This window comes from Photorhabdus sp. HUG-39, assembly GCF_963878365.1.
Lineage (GTDB): Bacteria > Pseudomonadota > Gammaproteobacteria > Enterobacterales > Enterobacteriaceae > Photorhabdus > Photorhabdus kayaii.
Map to the genome: position 1 here is coordinate 28,373 of NZ_CAWNWY010000038.1, position 21,079 is coordinate 49,451.

The 21,079-nt window shown below is 39.0% G+C and carries 16 protein-coding genes and 2 rRNA genes; 13 read left to right on the top strand and 5 right to left on the bottom strand.

The genetic code is table 11. The features are described 5' to 3' along the window. Positions 1–7 precede the first annotated feature (7 nt). The 13 genes from AAC155_RS20015 to AAC155_RS20075 all read left to right on the top strand — a co-directional run bounded on the left by AAC155_RS20015 (position 8) and on the right by AAC155_RS20075 (position 16,761). Entirely contained in the window at positions 8–1,009 is a 1,002-nt protein-coding gene (locus AAC155_RS20015; RefSeq protein WP_113043882.1) for a hypothetical protein, read from the top strand. Further along, on the top strand, positions 1,009–2,154 hold the full coding sequence (locus tag AAC155_RS20020; protein WP_113043870.1) for a BamA/TamA family outer membrane protein: 1,146 nt from the start codon (positions 1,009–1,011) through the stop codon (positions 2,152–2,154). Before AAC155_RS20015 ends, AAC155_RS20020 begins: the two co-directional genes overlap by 1 nt. Continuing rightward, positions 2,151–3,272: a DUF4056 domain-containing protein gene (locus AAC155_RS20025; RefSeq protein WP_113043871.1), complete on the top strand. Its 1,122-nt coding sequence runs from the start codon at positions 2,151–2,153 to the stop codon at positions 3,270–3,272. The genes AAC155_RS20020 and AAC155_RS20025 overlap by 4 nt, the downstream gene beginning before the upstream one ends. Positions 3,273–4,225: 953 nt before the next feature. Further along, positions 4,226–4,807, top strand: a complete 582-nt coding sequence (locus AAC155_RS20030) for a fimbrial protein (RefSeq protein ID WP_113043872.1) — start codon at positions 4,226–4,228, stop codon at positions 4,805–4,807. After that, positions 4,807–4,998, top strand: coding sequence for a hypothetical protein (locus AAC155_RS20035; RefSeq protein ID WP_229015780.1), 192 nt, complete (start codon positions 4,807–4,809; stop codon positions 4,996–4,998). Before AAC155_RS20030 ends, AAC155_RS20035 begins: the two co-directional genes overlap by 1 nt. Before the next feature lie 126 nt (positions 4,999–5,124). Further along, entirely contained in the window at positions 5,125–5,823 is a 699-nt protein-coding gene (locus AAC155_RS20040) for a fimbrial biogenesis chaperone (RefSeq protein ID WP_113043873.1), read from the top strand. A gap of 25 nt (positions 5,824–5,848) precedes the next feature. Then, complete coding sequence (locus AAC155_RS20045; RefSeq protein ID WP_113043874.1) at positions 5,849–8,323, top strand: fimbria/pilus outer membrane usher protein; 2,475 nt, start codon at positions 5,849–5,851, stop codon at positions 8,321–8,323. Between the two features lie 11 nt (positions 8,324–8,334). Next, positions 8,335–9,441, top strand: a complete 1,107-nt coding sequence (locus AAC155_RS20050; RefSeq protein WP_229015779.1) for a fimbrial protein — start codon at positions 8,335–8,337, stop codon at positions 9,439–9,441. A gap of 1,271 nt (positions 9,442–10,712) precedes the next feature. Continuing rightward, complete coding sequence (locus tag AAC155_RS20055; protein ID WP_113043875.1) at positions 10,713–11,501, top strand: protein bax; 789 nt, start codon at positions 10,713–10,715, stop codon at positions 11,499–11,501. A gap of 377 nt (positions 11,502–11,878) precedes the next feature. After that, positions 11,879–13,300, top strand: a complete 1,422-nt coding sequence (locus AAC155_RS20060; protein WP_113043876.1) for an MBOAT family O-acyltransferase — start codon at positions 11,879–11,881, stop codon at positions 13,298–13,300. Beyond that, entirely contained in the window at positions 13,287–14,423 is a 1,137-nt protein-coding gene (locus AAC155_RS20065; protein ID WP_113043877.1) for an SGNH/GDSL hydrolase family protein, read from the top strand. The genes AAC155_RS20060 and AAC155_RS20065 overlap by 14 nt, the downstream gene beginning before the upstream one ends. Continuing rightward, on the top strand, positions 14,410–15,630 hold the full coding sequence (locus tag AAC155_RS20070) for an SGNH/GDSL hydrolase family protein (protein ID WP_113043878.1): 1,221 nt from the start codon (positions 14,410–14,412) through the stop codon (positions 15,628–15,630). Before AAC155_RS20065 ends, AAC155_RS20070 begins: the two co-directional genes overlap by 14 nt. Before the next feature lie 210 nt (positions 15,631–15,840). Then, the gene (locus AAC155_RS20075) at positions 15,841–16,761 is read left to right on the top strand and encodes a GNAT family N-acetyltransferase (protein ID WP_113043879.1); all 921 of its coding nucleotides are present in this window, start codon (positions 15,841–15,843) and stop codon (positions 16,759–16,761) included. A 110-nt stretch (positions 16,762–16,871) separates the two neighbouring features. Here AAC155_RS20075 and gntU read toward each other — a convergent pair whose 3' ends face one another. The 5 genes from gntU to AAC155_RS20100 form a co-directional block, all read right to left on the bottom strand. Beyond that, positions 16,872–18,209, bottom strand: a complete 1,338-nt coding sequence (gntU, locus tag AAC155_RS20080; protein ID WP_113043880.1) for a gluconate transporter — start codon at positions 18,207–18,209, stop codon at positions 16,872–16,874. Next, positions 18,209–18,748, bottom strand: a complete 540-nt coding sequence (gene gntK, locus AAC155_RS20085; RefSeq protein WP_113043881.1) for a gluconokinase — start codon at positions 18,746–18,748, stop codon at positions 18,209–18,211. The genes gntU and gntK overlap by 1 nt, the downstream gene beginning before the upstream one ends. A gap of 167 nt (positions 18,749–18,915) precedes the next feature. Then, positions 18,916–19,911 carry a gluconate operon transcriptional repressor GntR gene (gene gntR, locus AAC155_RS20090; protein WP_112879097.1) on the bottom strand — a complete coding sequence of 332 codons (996 nt, stop codon included), beginning with the start codon at positions 19,909–19,911 and terminating at the stop codon, positions 18,916–18,918. A gap of 763 nt (positions 19,912–20,674) precedes the next feature. Continuing rightward, positions 20,675–20,790 (bottom strand): 5S ribosomal RNA (gene rrf, locus AAC155_RS20095). A gap of 121 nt (positions 20,791–20,911) precedes the next feature. Beyond that, a 23S ribosomal RNA gene (locus AAC155_RS20100) occupies positions 20,912–21,079 on the bottom strand; the annotation flags it as partial.

The window sequence follows — 21,079 nt, forward strand, 5'->3', positions numbered from 1 at the left end:
TTCTATTATGAAATTTTTTGATATAGAATTTTCTGATATTAGCAAGTTAGCTGTTATTTCATTCTGTCTGGCAATCCCTTATAGCTATGCAGATGACCGCCCAATTCTTTCTCTCTCGGTTAGCCAGTCCGGTGGAAGCCAAACGACTGCTGATGGCAGTTTATCCAGAAAACCAAATAAGCAAGAATCACGGATACTCCCAATTTGGGGTGACGAGGCCAGAGCTAAAGGTTATGACCTACCGGAGCCTTTTGGCGCCAGTTACGGTTATATGAATATGCGACAGAATGTCATTGTAGATGATATTAAAATCATTATACCGGACACCCCAGGCTTTGAAGATGTACTGGATATAAACACAGGAAAAACCAGAGGAAAGAATGAATCACATATGCTCAAGCTGGATACTTGGGTTCTGCCTTTTCTGAATGTTTATGGCGTTTATGGCTGGACAAAAGGCTCATCGAAAACCAACATTGAGGGAATCAGTTTTTTTGGTCAGACTATTCAGGAAATGAAAGATATTCCCTTCGCACTAGATTTTAAAGGTAAAACCTATGGTGGCGGTTTTACTCTGGCAGGGGGCTACGATCAATTTTTCGGTACGCTTGATACCAACTATACCTACACTAATCTGGATATTCTGGATGGTAAAATTAGCGCTCTGGTCGTCACTCCACGAATTGGTTATGAATTTGTATTCCAGCCAATCATTCCAGGGCAAGGAAATACCAAATTGCAAGTATGGACCGGTGGTATGTACCAGAAAATTACTCAGGAATTTGAAGGCAATATTAGTAATCTGGATTTACCCCCCATGTTTGACAAATTGGTAAGTGCATTCGATGATTATGAGAATATGAAATTCAAAGTAAAACAGCATGTTGCATCTCGCTGGAATAATACCGTCGGCGCAAGGCTGGAAGTCACACGCAATTTCAATATGCTGACTGAAGTTGGCTTTAACAAACGTAACAGCGTCTATATCTCAAGTGAGTTCCGTTTTTAATGAATATCCGCTGTACTTTACATGGGCTGGCTCTAGTCAGCCTTTTTATTTCTAATTTCTCATATGGCGAAGCACTACTCAGCAGGGAAAAAATCGATGGCTGGCTAGAAAAATTAGGTGGCAGTAATACCTATGACAGCAGTAAAGCGATTGACTGGGGCATTTTACCCGGCCCTTTCTATACTCCAGAGTTAGGTGCTGGTCTCGGTGTTGCTGTCATTGGTCTCTATCGGCCAGATGATAATGATCATACCAGCCAAATCTCTTCTCTTTCCCTGAATGGATTTGCCTCTTCAACAGGCGCCTTTGGCTTCACATTTGATAACTACAATTTCTTTGCTGATGATCAATGGCGTTTTTTCCTTTCCGGTACATTGAACAACGTTCCCACCTATTATTGGGGAACGGGATATCAAGCAGGTAAGGTAGATGATCGCAAAGAAAAATATCACTCACAGGAACTGCACCTGCAACCCAGAGTGCTCTATCGAGTTGCTGATTCTACCTATTTAGGCGCCGGCTGGGATTTTTCATCATTACACGCTAAAGACCCTGATAACGGCGCTAAAAAACTTTTTGCAGCAGAAAACGATGGCCGGTCCATATTGAGTTCGGGCGTCAGTGCCTATTTCAGCTACGACACACGGGATTTTCTGCCTAACGCTCATCAAGGATACGTTCTTGATATGACCTATACCCATTTTTCCCCGGCATTAGGCAGTGATCGCCGGTTTAATACCGTTGATATGCAATACAGCACCTATTATCAATTAGATGAAAAATCTGTACTGGCATTCGATAGTTATGGTCGTTTCACTGACGGCCAAGTACCCTGGAATATGCTGTCAATGCTAGGTAATAGTAATCGGATGCGCGGATATTATGAAGGTAGATACCGGGACAAAAATGTTATCAGCACCCAATTGGAATATCGGCGCAAATTGGACTGGCGGCACGGATTTGTCTTGTGGGCAGGGGCGGGCACCCTAAGCCATTATGCAAAAGATATTGGCTCAGAAAACTGGTTACCCACCGTTGGTGCTGGCTATCGTTTTGAATTCAAACCTAAAATGAATGTCAGACTGGACTTTGGTATCGGTAAAAAAAGCAATGGATTTTATTTTCAGGTGGGAGAGGCGTTTTGAAATTGCGTTTATGGATTACTGCTTTAACGTTAGTTGCAGGATGCCAGGGAACTTTTTCTTCAATCGTACCAGTACAACCTGACTTAAATAGTGAAACAACCGCCGAAGCCACTCGTGCATGGCCGGTTCTTGCTCCGATTCCCTCTCCCGAAGGATTAAGAGCTTGCTGTGCTTTTGGCTACAATTTAAAAACTGAATTACTGACCATTCCAGTACCTTTTTACCACATAAGTAATGTGCTGGATGCCGATAATCTTGGGGCACATAATTATAACAACAGTTTTTTTGGTACCGTTGCTTCATTAACAGGGCTCAGTAATGAAAAAGTGGGGATGATATATACCCGCCGGGGCGGATTCATTGATATTTCCCATGTACGGGATACCGCTGATAATGCGGTTTTTCTGTTCAGTCAAATCTGGCCTCGTCTTGGAGAAGAGTGGCAAATAGAACTCAGCAGCGAATTAGCATTACGCCGTATCCAATTCTATCAATTCACACCACCAGCATCGATAGAACAACGTTATACCTTAACTGCTTATCTAGCCGCAAAATTGGCTTTTGAACTTGCTGCATGGCATGAAATCGCCCAATGGTACGGTTATCAGTCTGTACCGGGATTTTCTGAAAAAGTATCTGCGTTCTCTCCTGAAGATCTCTACTCTAATCTATTAGGCGCTCGTCTTTCCCTCTCGTTGATACTGGCAGGGCAAGTACCGTCAATGAAACAATACCGCCTATCAATGCAAGCCATTCTGCCATCTGCGCTACGTGAACTGGAAGCCTTATCCCCTGATGAAACGCGGAAAATGTTTGAACAGGTTGATGGTATCTGGTGGGACAGCAAACGCCGTATACCTGATAAGCACTTAATACTTCAACGTGATTTCCATACTCACAGCGATCGTACCCCTAATATGGTGCCTACAGAACAACAAGTTCCACTCAGGCTTACCCTGCCACAACAATATACTGGCTACAGATTATCTGAATTGGCCGAATTACAATTGTGGCCTAGTCGCCAGATGAAAGATCTTCCTGTACCAGAAAGCTACTGGATTGCACTTGATTTTCCACAATTGGCAGAAAAAGCGAAAGAACAGCAAGAGAATCATTGATGCATATATTTTCTATGAATCAATGAATATACCCGTTATCTTTCAAGTTGCCTCTTTGTTGGCTACACTCGCTCACCCCGGTCACATAGTTTGCTATGCTCCCGGGGATTCACTCCCTTGCCGTCGCGATGCATCTTGAAATCCGTAGGGTATATAACATTATGAGTTAAAATATATGGGAAATTTTAGATTACTATTTCTCAAACAATAATCCCATTTTAATATCATCAATTATAATTTACTATTTCCATAATGTTACATCATAATATAAACTCAACATCATCCATAATAAAATCAAACTATGCCGACCATACTTAAATTAAGCTATAAAGAGAAAGCCTACATCAATAAGGCATTATTTCACAGGATAAAAAATCGTATTGAAATATTTACAAAGATAAAAAATCAATAAACAACTGATATAAAATAATTAATATTACATAACATCTAAAAAAACAAATCAAAAAATCATAAAAATATTAACCACCCCAACAACCAAAAAAGAAACAAAATCTCAAAAAGATCACAAAAATAAGGATATAATTCTTTATTATACTCTTAATATGTGTATTGCACTTACTTTTATCGAAAAATTAGACTTTCACTCTTAATTTAACTCAAATAACAAAAATCCCTTCTTAAGTAGGTTTAATCGTCTATAATATACATTTCCAAGTTATAAATATGTATAAACAATATCAGCTTTATCTAAGTAGATAAAATAATAACTTACATTATCAACAATTAGATTTATTCAACCAAAACTCAAGTTACTAAACTATTTTCAACTATATGATATATTGATTTTTATTTTAAATTTACAACATTAAATAAATTTAATAGATAAACACTCATATTGTTTTTTAATTTTTCTGATGTATTTGGGGATTCAGGGCCCCTATCTTCACCCCTGATAAAGTCAATTAAGATGTCCCTACTCCTGGAGAGGAAAAATGAATAAACTAGCGTTATCGACCACCGCCGCGCTTATTTTTGCTACAGGTTCTGCTGTTGCAGCCAATGAAGCCGCTGGCGGTATATTACATTTCTCTGGCGCAGTCACTGATGCCACTTGTACTATTAACAGTGGTGCTTCAGCTAATCTGTCGATTATATTGGAACCTATCTCAGTCACTCAAGCCGGACAAAAAGAAGGCTTAATTGATTATGGCAAGAAAGCATTTTCACTAGAATTTTCTAACTGCCAGTCCAAAGCCGTTGGTTTTGATCCAGCAACCTCTATGTTGAAAATCCAGTTCTCATCATCACATACTATTTCTAACGATGCTAAGTACCTGGTTAACCAAGAACTCAATGCAAATGGTAAGCCGAAAAACGTAGGTATCGCTATTGTTAAACACACCGAAGAAAATAACCCTATTATGCTGAATAAAGCGTTTGATACAGGAATCAAAGGCTCAGAGACAACACCTGAAATTGTCGATTTCTATGCGAAATACTACAAAGTAGGCACTGATGCTGCTGAGCCAGGTAAAGTAGTAACGATGGTTACTTATCACGTTACTTATTTATAATGATTTATACCCTATGGATTTCAAGATGCATCGCGGCGGCAAGGGAGCGAATCCCCGGGAGCATAGATAACTATGTGACCGGGGTGAGTGAGTGCAGCCAACAAAGAGGTAACTTGAAAGATGACGGGTATATACCCTATGGATTTCAAGATGCATCGCGGCGGCAAGGGAGCGAATCCCCGGGAGCATAGATAACTATGAGACCGGGGTGAGTGAGTGCAGCCAACAAAGAGGCAACTTGAAAGATGACGGGTATACTACAATAAACAAAGCCTATTTAGATAAATAGGCTTATTTAATTTGGCAAAAATAACGTTATGAAAAAATTATTTTTAACTATATTATTAGGGATAACGACTTTATCTGCTCATGCCAACATCGTTATTAACACAACACGTGTTATTTATCCAGCCAGTAATAAAGAGGTATCAGTTCAATTATTAAATGCAGGGGCTCAACCCTCTCTGGTACAATCCTGGATAGATGATGGCGATCCTAATTCAACACCTGAAACAGCTAAAGTCCCCTTTTTACTCATCCCTCCAGTCGTCAAAATTGATGGCAATAACGGGCAACAATTAAGAATTAAATACATCAACAGCAATCTACCCACGGATCGTGAATCGCTATTTTATTTAAATATTCTGGATATTCCACCCACAGCAGAAAACATTGGCGATAAAAACGTTATGCAGATTGCTATTCGTACCCGGATCAAATTTTTCTATCGGCCAGAAAAGCTTTCTATCTTACCGAAACAGATCCAACAACATATTGGATTAAAACGTGAGGGTAGCCAACTAAAATTGGAGAATTCATCACCCTATTTCATGAATATCGTCGGCCTTAAATCTTCTGACATTCAACCTAACTTACTAAATGAAGGAACAATTATAAAACCGTTCTCTTCTCATTCATTCAGTACCAATGAAAAAGTAAAAGTTGGAGATAAATTAACTCTGGCTATTGTTGATGATTTTGGTGCTATAAATAAATTAACTTTACCACTTCAATAGTGATATTACTGGCATAGCATAGAACATGATAAGACAAAAAATTAGTCCGTTAGCTCTGATAATAGGTCCCCTTCTGTATACAGATTGTTTATGCTATGCCACAACATTTAATACTGATTTTCTGGTTGGTGAATCTGCGAAAGCGGATTTATCCCGATTTTATACCACTTCAGAGCTACCCGCTGGCCGTTACGGTATTGACATATATCTGAATAATGACTGGAAAGGAAGATTTGATATTAATATCCAGAACGATGGCAAAGATATTTACTTACTCAATGAAGATCTTCCTAGGTTAGGTATAAAAATTGATAAAAACCAATTACCAGAATCAAATTTATCCAAAGATGAAATTCTTCTTACTAAAATAATACATGAAGGAACCGCTAATCTCGATGTTCCTAAACTCAGCCTGCATCTGGTCGTCCCGCAAGCATATATCAAAAACGAGCTAAAAGGCTATATCGATCCTGCGTCCTGGGACAGAGGTATCCCCGGAGCTATGCTGTCCTACAATGCCAACTATTACCATACCCAAAATAGGAATAAACAAAACCGTAACCGTGAAAATGAAGATAATGCTTACGTGTCACTTAATAGCGGTTTGAATCTATTTGGCTGGCAATTACGTGATCAATCCTCTTATCACTACACACATTCAAATGGTGATAAATGGAGTAACAATACCCGTTATCTGCAACGAGGAATTTCATCAATTAATTCAGAATTTCGCATTGGTGATAGCTATACATCAAGCGATTTATTCGACTCTTTCCGCTTCCGAGGTATCAATTTGAAAACAGATATGCGTATGTACCCAGATGCCTGGCAAGGGTTTTCCCCTATCGTCCGGGGAGTTGCGCAGACTAACGCTCTGGTAAAAATCACCCAAAATAATATCGTTATTTATCAAGGTAATGTACCACCCGGGCCGTTTGCTATTGATGCTATTTTACCAACAGGTTCAGGTGGTGATTTGCTAGTTGAAGTGACGGAAGCAGACGGACGTACTAACAGTTTTACCGTCCCCTTTTCATCCGTTCCTAATATGATGAAAGAAGGTCTTGGCAAATATGATATCAGTGCAGGTAAAACACATATTGCCAACAGTCGTTATAAACCAAACTTTTTTCAAGCCAGCTACCAATATGGTTTTAATAATGTCCTGACCGGTTATACAGGCACCATTATCAGCAAAGATTATTACTCACTACTGTTAGGGAGTGGCTTTAATCTACCCATTGGCGCTGTATCAATTGACGTTTCGCAGTCCAGCGCCAAATTTGATAATAGCCCAACCATGAAAGGCCAAAGCTACAAATTAGCTTATAGCCGCTATATCCCACAAACAAAAACAAATTTTTCGCTGGCGGCTTATCGTTATTCAACTAAAAATTATCTCACCCTAATCGATGCGCTTGATCTGCATGACTGGATAAGCAACGGATATAACCAACAATACTATTCTCATCAAAAAAATACCTTTAATATCAATTTGAACCAGAATCTTGGCAGTCGTGCAGGTTCACTTTTTCTTTCGGGAACATTCCGTGATTATTGGGGAACCCAGAATAAAAGTAGAGAATATCAAATGGGGTATTCCAACAGTCTGGGAAAAATCAATTATTCCCTGACAGCAAGCCGTGTCCGATACAATATCAATGAAACAGAAAGTAAAGAGGAACAGCGCTACTATCTGATGCTGTCTGTTCCTTTTGAGTTGTTTGGCTACCCTGCCTATTTGACCAATAATGTCTCAATCAATGAAAGTCACTATGACAACAGTAACTTAGGATTAAGCGGCAGCGCAGGCCCAAACAACCGTTTAAATTACCACTTCAACATTTCAGATCAGAAAAGTGGTTCGACAACAACCAGTGCAAATTTGACCTATAAAACATCCGTTTCCACATTGAGTAGTTCTTATAGCCAATCCAAGGAGTACCGCCAAATGGGGCTTGGCGCAACCGGCAGTTTAGTTGCTTATCGAAGCGGAATTCTGGCTGCTAATCAAGTTGGGGAAACTTTCGCCATCATTGACGCACCGGGCACAGCAAACGCTTCTGTGAATGGTGATAAAAGCATGGTGACAAACAACAGCGGTAAGTTGCTGATACCTTATCTTTCTCCTTATCGTAAAAATGCCATCATGCTAGATACCAGTGAAGTACCAGAAGATGCGGCTGAACTTATCGGTAACATCAGAGATGTTGCGCCATATTCCGGTGCGATTACCCATATCGGATTTAAAACAGACCAGCGGAAGGCTTTTGTCTTCTACGCCGCTCAGGCTGATGGTAAACCTTTACCTTTCGGTACTGAAATTGTCGATTCAGAAGGTAACAGCTTAGGATACGTTGGTCAGGGTAGTATGGTTTTCCTACGTGTAGAAAAATTACCACAGCAAATTTATGTCCACATCGGTCAACTAGGCGAAAAGAGCTGCATAATAAATAATCCACAACCTGAAATGGGTTCAACCGCCAATATTTGCCGTTAAAGGAGAAAATAATGAAATTTAAGCCATTGTATCTTAAACCATTGTACCTTAAACCATTGTATCTGGCGGCCATAATCAGTCTGAGCAGTAGCATAGCCTATGCAGATTGCCAACCCAAATATGCAATACCGGCACCGGCAATCCTAGTTGATATGACAGATCATCTCACTCTGAACAGTAATGCAACCTGGATACTCAACACCCAATATTCTGGCTATTTTACATGCACAAGAAATTCACTATGGAAACAAAACTCTGTCGCTAACGGTTCGCCTTTTACTAAAAACAAAGTTGTTTTAGGATTCAATGGTGGCAAAAATTATGCCGAAGTAACTATCACGAATCTTTCTCCTAGCAACAATATTAATCTGGGAAACAGTAACGACACATACCCTGCCAGCAAATTGCAAGCCCAATTTACACTTAATGTAAAGCTACTGAGTGGCAGACCCGGTGGTAGTAATATTCACGTCTTTTCCGGCAATTCCGCAACATTAAAAACTGCTGTAATTGCGATGGATACCACCAACTTAGGACTCCTTGATGCCATTCTCCGTTTCGCTACCGATTTCCTGACCTTTATTCTTACCTGGGAGTGGCCGACACATTCTGAAGATATATATTATCAACCCATCACAATGATTTTTAATCACAGAGATACAACTTGTCACTTCTTAAATGCGGGATTGACAGTGAATCTACCAAAAGTCAACCGCATTAGATTGCTTAACGGAACAGATAAAGGAGAAACACCTTTTACCCTTAACTTTGAATGCAAATATCTCCAAAACGGTAAAACTTCACGCTCAGTTAAAGCTTACCTGAGCAGTAATAATCTGCTACCAAATGACAATCGAACTTTAATTGACAGCAAAGCAGGTGCCGCTAAAGGTGTTGGCATCCGTGTTTCTCAGACAAGTGATTCAACGCCGATAACTTTCAGTGCTTCGCAATCCTCATCCCACGGCGCAACACGACTATTCAGCAAAAACTCCGGTAATGTCATCGATAAACACTTTACCATCGACCTTAATGCCTACTACCACGTTTATGATCCCCAAAACATCATAGCAGGGGAACTGAAAGCAACTTCTGTACTGAACTTTGAATACAATTAATCAAGAGGCAAAGGAGATGTCTCTTATTTCCCTCATTCGAATTAAAATTTTATGTTTCAATAAGTAATAATTTGTAATAAAGTGTTTCTATCGAAAAATTCATTTACATTTATAACCTACCCTGAATTGATGTAACACAATGATAATCCTAACATTAAGTAATCATTCAAACTCGCTTAATTTATCAATAAAATAGTGTAATTCTATGAAAAATAGAAAAAACATACTTTCACTTATCAATAAAATTAAAAAAAAACAATATCAAGATAATATTTCCAAACCTTGTTAAATAATAAATAAAAATAACAATCAACCAGAAACAAAAATATATATTAAGGATAAAAAAATACAAAAAACCACATAAGCAGAAAAATAAAACATATGAAAAAAATTCAATCACCATTAATTAAAAATGAAATAAATTTATTAAAAATCAATGACATAAAAATAAATCACAAATAAAAACCTTAGGGGAAAATATAATCACACGTAATATAAAAATGTGAGAAATAATTTAACCTAGCACGAGAAAAATATAAATTTAATTCTCCAAAAACACCTTTAATATAAAAATAGAAAGATAAATATTTATATTATCAACAAATAAATTATTAAATTTTCTTTATTCTTATATACACCTCCATTATTATATTCTTACAATATCACCCGCAGTAAATATTTGTAACACATTGTTACTTATTTTAACTTAACATTTAGAACCATATCGAATATCCTGCACCGCACCAATAACAATGGATCTATTATAAAATTAGCTCAAGCCTGACAGATACGACTTAGTTTTAGCTCACAGAGGAAAGAGACCATATCGGTAACGGGTTACCTTTTTATGAAAATGATACTTATTCTTATAACGGCAATATTAATATCAATTAGTTTATTACTCGCTGCGGTGTTCTTACGATTGGCAGTACTATAATTAACAGTACTATATAAAACTAAGTTCAATCACTTCCGATATTATACTAGCTGGTTTACAAATCACTTTTCTTTTGATAAAGCGACTTACAGGCACAAAATTAACTCAAAAATCATGATCATATCTGATGAATAATTCAACCTAGGCAGGCAATATTTTGTACACAAACAGCACATAACCATATATAAATTAATAAAAAACCACAGAACAAATTAGCAAAATAATAATTTTCATTCCAGAAAATATATTTATGAATCACTAATAACTCTGGCTATGCTGGATTTATTTTGCTAACATCAGCTTGTTTTTTATTCAGAGCAAACGAGGAAAAGCAATGCCCTCTCAAACGATGAGGACGACTGCCATCTTCGCTTTCTTTATCTCACTATTGTTTTCCGCTTTTAGTCATGCTTCAACTAGCACAGCTAAAAGCATAGAGTATTCTCACAATGGCATGCAAAGCAATTTGCCAGATTTGCGAAAATACCCTTCGGGCACCCTACGTAAGAAAGCGTTTTTAAATGTTGTTGTCCCTGTGATTGATCAACACAATCAACAAATTATGCAGGAACGGAAATGGCTACTGGAACACCAAAATGCCAAGCATTGGTCTATACAGAACATCAAGCGCCTGCAACAAATTTGTAAAAACTACAACGTGAGCTGTAGCAGCTCGCCTAAAAAAGTTAACTGGAACAAGCTACTAAGTCGTGTTGACATCATCCCAACCCATTTTGTTGCCACTCAGGCCGCAACAGAATCTGGTTGGGGAACATCTAAGCTTGCACAACAGAACAACAACTTATTTGGTATGCGTTGCGGTAATAACTGTAAGAAAACCCAAGGTAAGATAAAAGGTTATTCCACCTATCCAACTATCAATGATTCGGTCAAAGCCTATATGAGAAATATGAACACCCATAACGCTTATGAATCATTACGTGCTTCACGCGCCAAGCAGAGAAGCCTTCAGGAATCACTAAATACCAGCAAATTGATTGATAATCTTGAAGGATATTCACAATTGGGTTCAACTTACAACAACTACCTGCACAAAGTATTTAACAGCAATAAAGGGCTTATTACTCAGGCGCAGAAGTTAGCTAAAAACGATCACGAGTAAGTGCCAATCTCAATAGGCGTAATTGTTGCTTGTTGCAAGCTATTTTTATCAATGAACCGTGAACACGGACAGCGCGGAAAAACCGGAACGTACATGTACATGTAGTACGTGAGGATGACTCGCTTCGCTCGCCTTACGGGCCGCACTAAAGTGCGTTCAAAAGCGCATGCTTTTGTCTGAGCGCTGCCCGGGTTCGCTCTTTATGGCAAAGAAGGGCACATAAAATAGCCTTATTGGGACAAGCAGTCACTATGGAATGGATGATTTTCTTATATCCACCCATTTGTTCTTTTCATTGACAGAATGTTTAGATTAAATACTATAGTATCCCTCGATATTAACCTGTATTGAGATAAAATGATTGACCAGAGTTTAATATGAATTTCTTTTCTTTTGAGTTTCTTGGTTCCTTTGTTGCTTTCTTTCTCTTGTATTGGATGCTACAAAAACATGCGAAAACACAAAACTACCTGCTGATAATCGCAAGTTATCTGTTTGTCTTTTCCTTTAATCCGCTTTTCACCGGCATCCTATTTGGCTATACGCTATTTATTTATCTTTTAACAAACATAGCCAGCAAATTTCTATCCAACCGCATCACGTTTACTATCCTGACAATAGGTATTCTGGGGTGTTTCACTCTATTCAAATATTATTCTTTCTTTCAAGAAAGTCTCCAACAAGCGTTTGTCAAATTTGGCTTGTCCATAGATTTACCCGTACTAACACTACTCGTCCCTTTGGGTTTATCTTTTTATGCATTTCATTCCGTCAGCTATGTCGTTGCTGTCGTAAGAAAAGAAATACCCAAAGCATCATTTCCTGATGTCGCTTTATATCTATGCTTTTTTCCGAGTATTGTTGCCGGACCAATAAACCGAGCTAAAGATTTCCTGCCTCAAATCCAGATATCATCAAGAGTGATCATTGAACCATCAAGAGCCATATTATTAATTACATTGGCAATAACCAAACTATTTTTGTTCAGCTCTTATTTATCCGAAAATTATGTTAATCCGGTTTTTGATGATCCCGTCAGCTACAATGCAGGGCAAATCTTGGTTAGTATCTATGCCTATGCCTGGCATATCTATTTTAATTTTTCTGGTTATACCAATCTTGTTACTGGATTAGCATTACTCCTTGGATTCAGAGTACCTGAAAACTTCAATGCCCCTTATCTGGCTGAAAACTTACAAGCCTTCTGGCGCCGTTGGCATATCAGTTTATCTGAATTTATCCGTGATTATATCTATATTCCTCTTGGTGGTAATAAGAAAGGATTTGTACGTAAAAATCTCAATTTTTTTGTTGCTATGGTAATCTCTGGGTTATGGCATGGAGCCGGAATTAATTTCATTATCTGGGGAGCTATTCATGGATTGGGATTAATAATCCTAAATGTTAAATATCAGTTATTTCCCCCAATAGACAAAAAGAATCAAAATATTCCCCAAAATCCAGTCATTTCATTTTTATCCAGAATCATCACTTTCCACTTTGTCTGTCTGGCATGGGTTTTCTTCCGTTGTCCTACTCTAGATGATGCAATAATTCTATTAAATCAATTGATATCATCAAATTTATTTCACTCGATAATAGCCAATAGTGGGTTGTTACTGATGTTCTGGGGACTCTTTATTATTTATCCGTGGCTGATTAATCTAAAAATAATGGTTGAGAAAATGTATTCTCAGATTTCATGGATATGCTACCCAATACCATTAGCGATTATTCTGACTTTGGTATTTATGATTTCACCACAAGGAATACCAGGATTCATTTATGCCAATTTCTGAATTCAAATCTAATTTAAAAACGGCCGGGCAAGTTATTTTTATCGTAATATTAACTAGCCTACTGTTAATCTGGCTAAATCATCGTTCACTGGATAGATTCTGGCAACAAGAATATCACCAGCAAAGTCTTTGGGCGACTTTGCAAGGCCATCCGCTCTGGGATTTCGGTGATAACCTGGAACAAGGTGTACTCGCTGCGGGGGAAGCTTTCATGTCACATACTACCAGCAATAACAGTAGCAACCATCAGCAAACTCTCCAAGAAACTGATATCACACTGCCTGCGGATTTTCAAATTGGACTCAAGCTCCTGAGTGGTTATCCCTCTCCTGTTACAAATCTGCCTGCAATTTTCCCTGAGTTATTACAGAAATCTCCCCATACTCATCCTGTTAATTCACCAATACCCCATAATTTAAGAAATAATGTTTCCCCCAGCACAGTTATCGCTAAAACCAACGTAACACTGACAGCCAAAGATAAAGTGCTGTTTGCTGGAGATTCAATGATGCAAGGTATCGCTCCCCATCTGAAACGTCGGCTCTACCGGGATTACAGTATTTCAAGTATTAATCTCAGCAAACAAAGTACTGGGCTTGCTTATCCCAGTTTTTTTAATTGGCCGGAAACTATCAATAAAACACTGGAAGCCAACCGTGATATCAAGCTAGTTGTTATTTTTTTGGGGCCAAATGATCCCTGGGATATGCCACCAAGACATGGAAACATCTACCTGAAATTCGCCAGCCCTGATTGGGAAAACCTCTATCGCCAGCGTATCGAAATGGTCCTTACCGCAGCACGTAACCACGGTGCTGATATTATCTGGGTTGCTCCTCCCAATATGCGACAGAAAAAACTTTCTGCCAGCATGAAATATCTGAGATCCTTATATCAATCGGAAGTAACGAAAGCTGGAGAAATCTATGTTTCTGTTAATGATATTTTCAAATATCATGCAAATGATTATTCCGATTATGTCGGCGACAATAGTAACAAAATTAAACTCAGAAGCGGTGATGGTATACACTTTAGCTTGAAAGGCCAGCAAGCTATCTCAGATAACATATTTTCATTGATTAAATTTATTCAGGAACCCGCTAAACAAAATGAAAATAATTAAACAACTTCGTCGGCGATACCAATCTGCTGGCATTAGTCTGGTCATCACACTCTCTTTAAGTTTGATATCGTGCCATAAACAAAAACCATTGCCGTTGCCAACACAACAGTCTGCAAAAGAGAGCCAACAGCTAATAGACTTTGGTGAACCGAATTTAGCTTTACTGGCGGATAAACTCCACAACAGCCGCCATAATCAACTGCATTTTGTTCAGATAGGAGATTCCCATACTGCCGCAGACTTTTTTACCGGCAAGCTTCGCTCTTTATTGCAACAACGTTTTGGCGATGCAGGGATTGGTTTTGTTAGCCCAATTAATGTACCTGGTCAACGTAACGCTATGGTCAGTATGACCGATGATAAGCAGCAATGGAAACTCACCACCAGCCGCAAAGATAATCGGCCTGATTTTCCTATCGGCGGTGCAATTGCAGAACCCAATAGCCAAATAAGTCAATTAATTCTAAGACTGTTTGCACCATCCCATGACCGCTATCAACTCAAAACGTTATACCAAGCATCGGGTGATGCTCAGATTCTGGTACAATCTGCAACCAAACGAATACTAAAATTACCGGCAACCCATGATCACTGGCAATTTTCTACTGAAGAATCAGTTACATTCCCAGTTAATATTATGGCGATACAAAATAATCAGTTAAAATTAGGCGGCTGGTTTATCAAACGTAAACAACCAGGTATTATGTTATCTGCCTTGGGTATTAATGGTGCAACCATTAATATGATGGATAAATGGCAGCCAAAATGGATTGATACATTAGTTCAAATGCATCCTGATATGGTGATCCTCGCCTATGGCACAAATGAGGCATTTAATCATTCGCTGGATTTATCAAACTATCGCCAGCAACTGGAAACTAAGATAAAGCAGATTCGTAATCAGTTACCACAAACAGTTATCCTTATCATTGGGCCGGGTGATTCTTTGAAAAACAACCAATTTACAAGTTGTATAGCACAACAACCAACAATGTTGGATAATATCATCCATACTCAACAAAAAGTCGCTCAAGATCAGCACACACTATTCTGGAACTGGCGTGCATATATGGGTGGAAAATGCTCAATTAGGAGCTGGGCGCAACAAGATCTTGCTCGTCCTGATTATGTTCACCTTTCAGCCGCAGGTTATGAACGCAGTGCTGAAGCTTTATACCAACAGTTAATAGATGTTCTCGGTCAATAAGCAACAATAAGGCTTGATTGGGAATAGTACTAAATACTTATCTTGTTTTTAGTGCAGAAAAATTAAACTTATAATCTTAGATTTACAATATGTATGAGCTCACAAGAAACCCATTTAATAAAGACAAACTATCTTTTTTGTTGTATTTAATGCGTTGAAAATAAGTTTATACCATGTGTAAAACATAGCGTTAAAAAGAGTATTTAAAATATGATTTTTCCCAAAAAGTATCCTCTCAGCTCTATAAAAAGGCTCATCTCCGGCTGGAAAGAATGTAGTTTCGAACGTTACCAACAAGCGTATTCTCTCTATGGTGGTGGAATATCTACTCATCCAGATATTGTACGTTTTTTAAATGAAAAATTTGGCAATAGTTTTATCTTTTACGTCAAAGAAAATCCACAAATAGAAAACGTTATCGAAGGGGCATACTTTACATGTAAAGATCATCATCTGGCAGCAAGTCACCAAAAGGACTACTATTTTTTCAGTTACGATGAAATTCTCTTCCCTATCGCCAAACATCTAAAAACTATCATCCCTGGGAAGTCAAAAACCATATCGCCTCTGCACAAAGAAAACTTCGTCAACATCTACTATGGCCGATTAAACAAGCGAACAATATGCCTTGCTAAAGAAGATTTTTCTTATAAAACAAGAAGAAATCGGAGTAATGAAATTAATAAATTTAAGCGTGCAGGCGGAGAAATACATCAAATTGATGATTTCACCTGCCAGGAATTTGTTGATATTTACACCACACTGTACGAAAAACGGTGGGAAAAAAAACACAGTGAAGAAGAAAAAGGAAAATTAACCGAACTATATACCGAACTCAAACAACATCTGTACGGATGTGTATTAACTATCAATGGAACCCCAGCAGCCTACGATTTAGTTATAAAATCAGACAGCCCTCAATGGGTTTCATTCGATGCAGTAAACGGTGGATACGATCCTGAATACGCTAATCTCAGCCTTGGAAGCATTGTCATGTGGTTAAATATTCAAAATGCTTCAACGCTCTGTCAGCAAAATCAAAAAACGATGCGCTATTCTATTGGCAAACCTACTTTCTCCTATAAAGATCGCTGGTGCAATCGCCATCCATTAGCGAGAACGCTGTTCTAGCTTTATTAATCATCTGCATAGTTGGCTTATCATCCGCCTTCTATAGAAGGCGGCATTATTTAACGCCGAGAAAAGCACTTTAAATTTTAGCTATTAAGATGGCAAAAAAGTTACATCACAGCAAAAAAAATCATCCCTACAACGGCACCTGTTATTCCAAGAATAGTTTCCATAATTGACCAAGTTTTCAGTGTTTGAGATTCTGTTGCACCAGTAAATTTACCAAATAACCAAAAGCCTGAGTCATTAACATGGCTCAATACCAAAGAACCACCCGCAATACAAATTGAAAGAGCTGCAAGCTGGGCACTAGAATATTCCAGAAGATCAACAACGGGCAAAATCAGACCAACAGTTGTCAAACAGGCAACAGTTGCAGAACCTTGAATAACGCGTACTGTACCAGCAAGGATGAAACACGCTAATGCAATAGGCAGCCCTGCCCCAATCAATGCGTTTCCCAAAGCAGGACCAACACCAGAATCCACTAATACTTGTTTGAATACACCACCAGCCCCAGTCACCAATAAAATAATTCCAGCCGGTTGAATAGCCGAAGAGCAAATATCCATCACTTTTTCTTTACTCATCCCACGGCGAATTGCCAAACCATAAATAGCAATCAAACAAGCAATCAAAATCGCAGAAAATGGATGACCGATAAATTCAAGCCACTGATACAACTCAGAACCCTGTTCAACAAAATTCTCACCAATAGCCTTTAACCCAACCAAAGCCAAAGGGAATAGAACCAGTGACAAACTCAAACCAAAAGATGGCATCTTACCTTGACCAAGGCTTGGCTCACTTATATCCACGGGCAAATCCAGAGTGACATACTTACTGATAAAATTACCGAAGATTGGCCCCGCCAGTAACATCCCAGGAATCGCTGCACTGATACCGATCAAGATCATCCAGCCAAAATCAGCATTCATCTGTGAAGCCAACAACATCGGTGCTGGACCAGGTAACAAAAATGCTGCGGCGGCTGCGACACCAGCAAACAGAGGAATAACCAGCTTCACTACATTACCGCCAGTACGACGCGCGACTGCGAACGCCACACCAATTAATAAAACAATAGCTACATCAAAGAACAATGGCAAAGCACAAACCAGGCCAGCGATCCCCAATGAATAATGAGCATTCTTTTCACCAAAACTATTTAGTAGTTTAATCGCAATCTGATCCAGTGCGCCTGTTTCATGCAGAACTTTACCAAACATCGCCCCCAGTGCGACAACAATAGCCAGAAAACCTAACGTTCCTCCCATTCCTTCTTGCATTGTTTCAGCAATTTTATCCAGTGGCATACCAGAAAAAACACCCGCTCCCATAGAAACCAGTATTAACGCAACAAAAGCGTGGATTCTGGCCTTCATCACCAAAAACAACAGTAAAAAAACAGAACCCACCGCTGTCAGCACTAAGGTTAAAGTACTCATTATTTTCCCCCTGAAATGACATTATTAATTATTCTTATCGAGTGATTTATCACTTCATCAAGAGATGATCTAATGTCAACCAGATAAACATCCTGTTCATCACTCCCCGGCTCTTCTAATACCTCAAACTGAGATACCAACATTTGAGATTTAAAAAAATGATCTTTACGTGCCTTCAATCGACTTTCAATTAAATCAAAGTCGCCTTTCATATAAAGAAATGACAGATTCTTATTATTACCACGCAGTATATCCCGGTAATGTTTTTTTAAAGCAGAGCAAACAATCAGGGAAACCGGGTTTGTGCGTTGCATAGCAAAAATTGCATGATTCAGTGATTTCAACCAAGGTTCACGATCTTCATCATTCAGTGCATAGCCTTCAGCCATCTTATTAATGTTAGATCTTGGGTGTAAAAAATCACCATCTAAAAAAGCAGAATCCAATTTATAGGCCACAGCACTGGCAACAGCAGATTTACCACTACCGGATACCCCCATAAGCACAAAAACATGATTCGAATGTTGGGTATCGCTCATATAAACTCCTCAGCGTAGATATTTTATCCACAAATGTTACCGGTAACTGTTATCGGTAACATTATCAGAAGTAGAGACGAAATTCGCAACAACACGGAATATTCAGGAAATATAAATGTGATATTTATCACAAATGAGTTCAAAAAAACGCAAATCCAGCAGACCGATTAGATACTCTCTCCCAGAGATAACTGAAAGCCGATATCAATCATTTTTTGCGGTAAATGTTCGCCCTTCAGCCGAGCCATTAATAATTCGGCAGCCCTCCGCCCCAATAAGTCACGAGACGTCAATACACTGGCAAGTTTTGGTGTCATCACCTGACCAACATCATGACCATGAAAGCCAGCTATCGCAATATCATGTGGTACAGCTATCCCTTGACGTTGGCACTCGAAAATTGCTCCGATTGCGAGGTCATCGTTAGTGCAGAATAGACCATCAACATCAGGATATTTTGTTCGTGCTTCATTCAGTAACTGTCCCCCTAATGTGTAAGAAGAGCTGTCTGGTGTCATTATCTTACCTGGCTTTAACCCGGCGCTTTTCATTGCAGCTTCATAGCCCTCCAGACGAATAATTGTCCTTTCATCTTGTCTCGCACCAAGATAAATCACCCGCTGGCAACCACGCTCAATCATTGCCATTACCATCTGCCGAGCTGCTTCAAAGTTGTCAATACCAACTGCCATATCAAAACAAGGAGAAACACAATCCATCAGTTCAACGACAGGGATACCAGCCGTTCCCAACATCTTTAAAGTTCGTGGAGTATGAGTACGTTCTGAAAGAATCAAACCATCAATATTATAGGAAAGTAAAGAAATCAAACGCTCTTCTTCTTTTTCTGAGCGATAGCCATAGTGGGCCAACATAGTTTGATAACCATAACTATCCGTCACATATTCGATACCACGAATAACCTCCGCAAAAACTTGGTTAGTCAAAGAAGGCAATAAAATACCAATAGCATGACTAGTGGAATTAGAGAGAATATCCGGTACTTTATTTGGGATATAGCCTAACTCATCTAAAGCATCCGCTATTTTCTTTCGCAATTGCTCAGAAACTTGATCAGGATTACGCAAGAAACGACTTACCGTCATTTTAGTTATACCAACACGATCAGCAACATCTTGTAAAATAGGACGTTTTTTCTTCATATTTCAACGCAATATAGAATGAGTAAAGTTTAGAATAATAAACGTAGTGTTATGATATATTTATACACTATAAGGATACATTTTTTTAAAATTTAGTCTGGCTGTGAAACTGTAATCCCAATTTATTTAGTGTATCGTAAAATCTTATCCTTTAGAGTGGAGATATAAGACATATTTTTTTGTGACCAGGAGGATTTCGCCGCTGATATATTACCGAATGATTTAGAGCAATGGGCCACCACAACCAGCAAGAACCACACCATGACAATGAATAAGAACTTGAAAATTGCCAAACTTATCAAAATCAGAAGCAGAGACATTAAGCCAGCTTAGGAGAAATGTCCAGGCGAAATTAAGGTTTAATCATTCAATGCTGGCTCAAACTTGATATGAACTACGTCGTCAGCTTAAGTACAAGTAGGCATTCAATTAGGAAAAAACTCTCGTTAACTTATGCCAATTAAGAAAAAGCTGAGGCTCTCTCTAATTTACTGTCCGGAATTAGTTGACCACTACAGGTTAAGATGGCTTATTAAAGCCGAGTGGTTTTTTAGGAACATCTGGCGCGGAACTCATCGAGGCGCGGGCATCCTTGCCTATAGTGACGCCGGATAGATTTAAGCAAGCCCAAAATTCATCAAAATGCGGGTTGCAAAAACGAGGGTGGTCATAGATTTAATCTTTCATATGGAAAAATAAAATGATACAGACCCTGATATGCAAAAATCCCCAGCGTTCGCTGAGGGTTTCTACGGTATTTAAAGCCTGGCAGTTCCCTACTCTCACATGGGGAGACCCCACACTACCATCGGCGCTACGGCGTTTCACTGCTGAGTTCGGCATGGGGTCAGGTGGGACCGCCGCGCTATCGCCGCCAGGCATATTCGGTTTATTCCAGGCGGCGCGTCTCTTCTTCCGCAACCACCCGAATCAATCTGTTCAACAAGCTGAAAATTTATCTCTCTACGCCCTGCCGACACCAAAACACCTTCGGCGTTGTAAGGTTAAGCCTCTCGGTTCATTAGTACTGGTCAGCTCAACGCATCGCTGCGCTTACACACCCAGCCTATCCACGTCTTCGTCTTAAACGTTCCTTCCGTGACCTCAAGTCAAGGGAAGACTCATCTCAAGGCAAGTTTCCCGCTTAGATGCTTTCAGCGGTTATCTC

Bases quoted from the DNA above. Each gene is read 5' to 3' on its own strand.
- AAC155_RS20015 (WP_113043882.1), top strand. From the start codon at position 8: ATGAAATTTTTTGATATAGAATTTTCTGATATTAGCAAGTTAGCTGTT.
- AAC155_RS20020 (WP_113043870.1), top strand. From the start codon at position 1,009: ATGAATATCCGCTGTACTTTACATGGGCTGGCTCTAGTCAGCCTTTTT.
- AAC155_RS20030 (WP_113043872.1), top strand. From the start codon at position 4,226: ATGAATAAACTAGCGTTATCGACCACCGCCGCGCTTATTTTTGCTACA.
- AAC155_RS20035 (WP_229015780.1), top strand. From the start codon at position 4,807: ATGATTTATACCCTATGGATTTCAAGATGCATCGCGGCGGCAAGGGAG.
- AAC155_RS20040 (WP_113043873.1), top strand. From the start codon at position 5,125: ATGAAAAAATTATTTTTAACTATATTATTAGGGATAACGACTTTATCT.
- AAC155_RS20045 (WP_113043874.1), top strand. From the start codon at position 5,849: ATGATAAGACAAAAAATTAGTCCGTTAGCTCTGATAATAGGTCCCCTT.
- AAC155_RS20050 (WP_229015779.1), top strand. From the start codon at position 8,335: ATGAAATTTAAGCCATTGTATCTTAAACCATTGTACCTTAAACCATTG.
- AAC155_RS20055 (WP_113043875.1), top strand. From the start codon at position 10,713: ATGCCCTCTCAAACGATGAGGACGACTGCCATCTTCGCTTTCTTTATC.
- AAC155_RS20060 (WP_113043876.1), top strand. From the start codon at position 11,879: ATGAATTTCTTTTCTTTTGAGTTTCTTGGTTCCTTTGTTGCTTTCTTT.
- AAC155_RS20065 (WP_113043877.1), top strand. From the start codon at position 13,287: ATGCCAATTTCTGAATTCAAATCTAATTTAAAAACGGCCGGGCAAGTT.
- AAC155_RS20070 (WP_113043878.1), top strand. From the start codon at position 14,410: ATGAAAATAATTAAACAACTTCGTCGGCGATACCAATCTGCTGGCATT.
- AAC155_RS20075 (WP_113043879.1), top strand. From the start codon at position 15,841: ATGATTTTTCCCAAAAAGTATCCTCTCAGCTCTATAAAAAGGCTCATC.
- gntU (WP_113043880.1), bottom strand. From the start codon at position 18,209: ATGAGTACTTTAACCTTAGTGCTGACAGCGGTGGGTTCTGTTTTTTTA.
- gntK (WP_113043881.1), bottom strand. From the start codon at position 18,748: ATGAGCGATACCCAACATTCGAATCATGTTTTTGTGCTTATGGGGGTA.
- gntR (WP_112879097.1), bottom strand. From the start codon at position 19,911: ATGAAGAAAAAACGTCCTATTTTACAAGATGTTGCTGATCGTGTTGGT.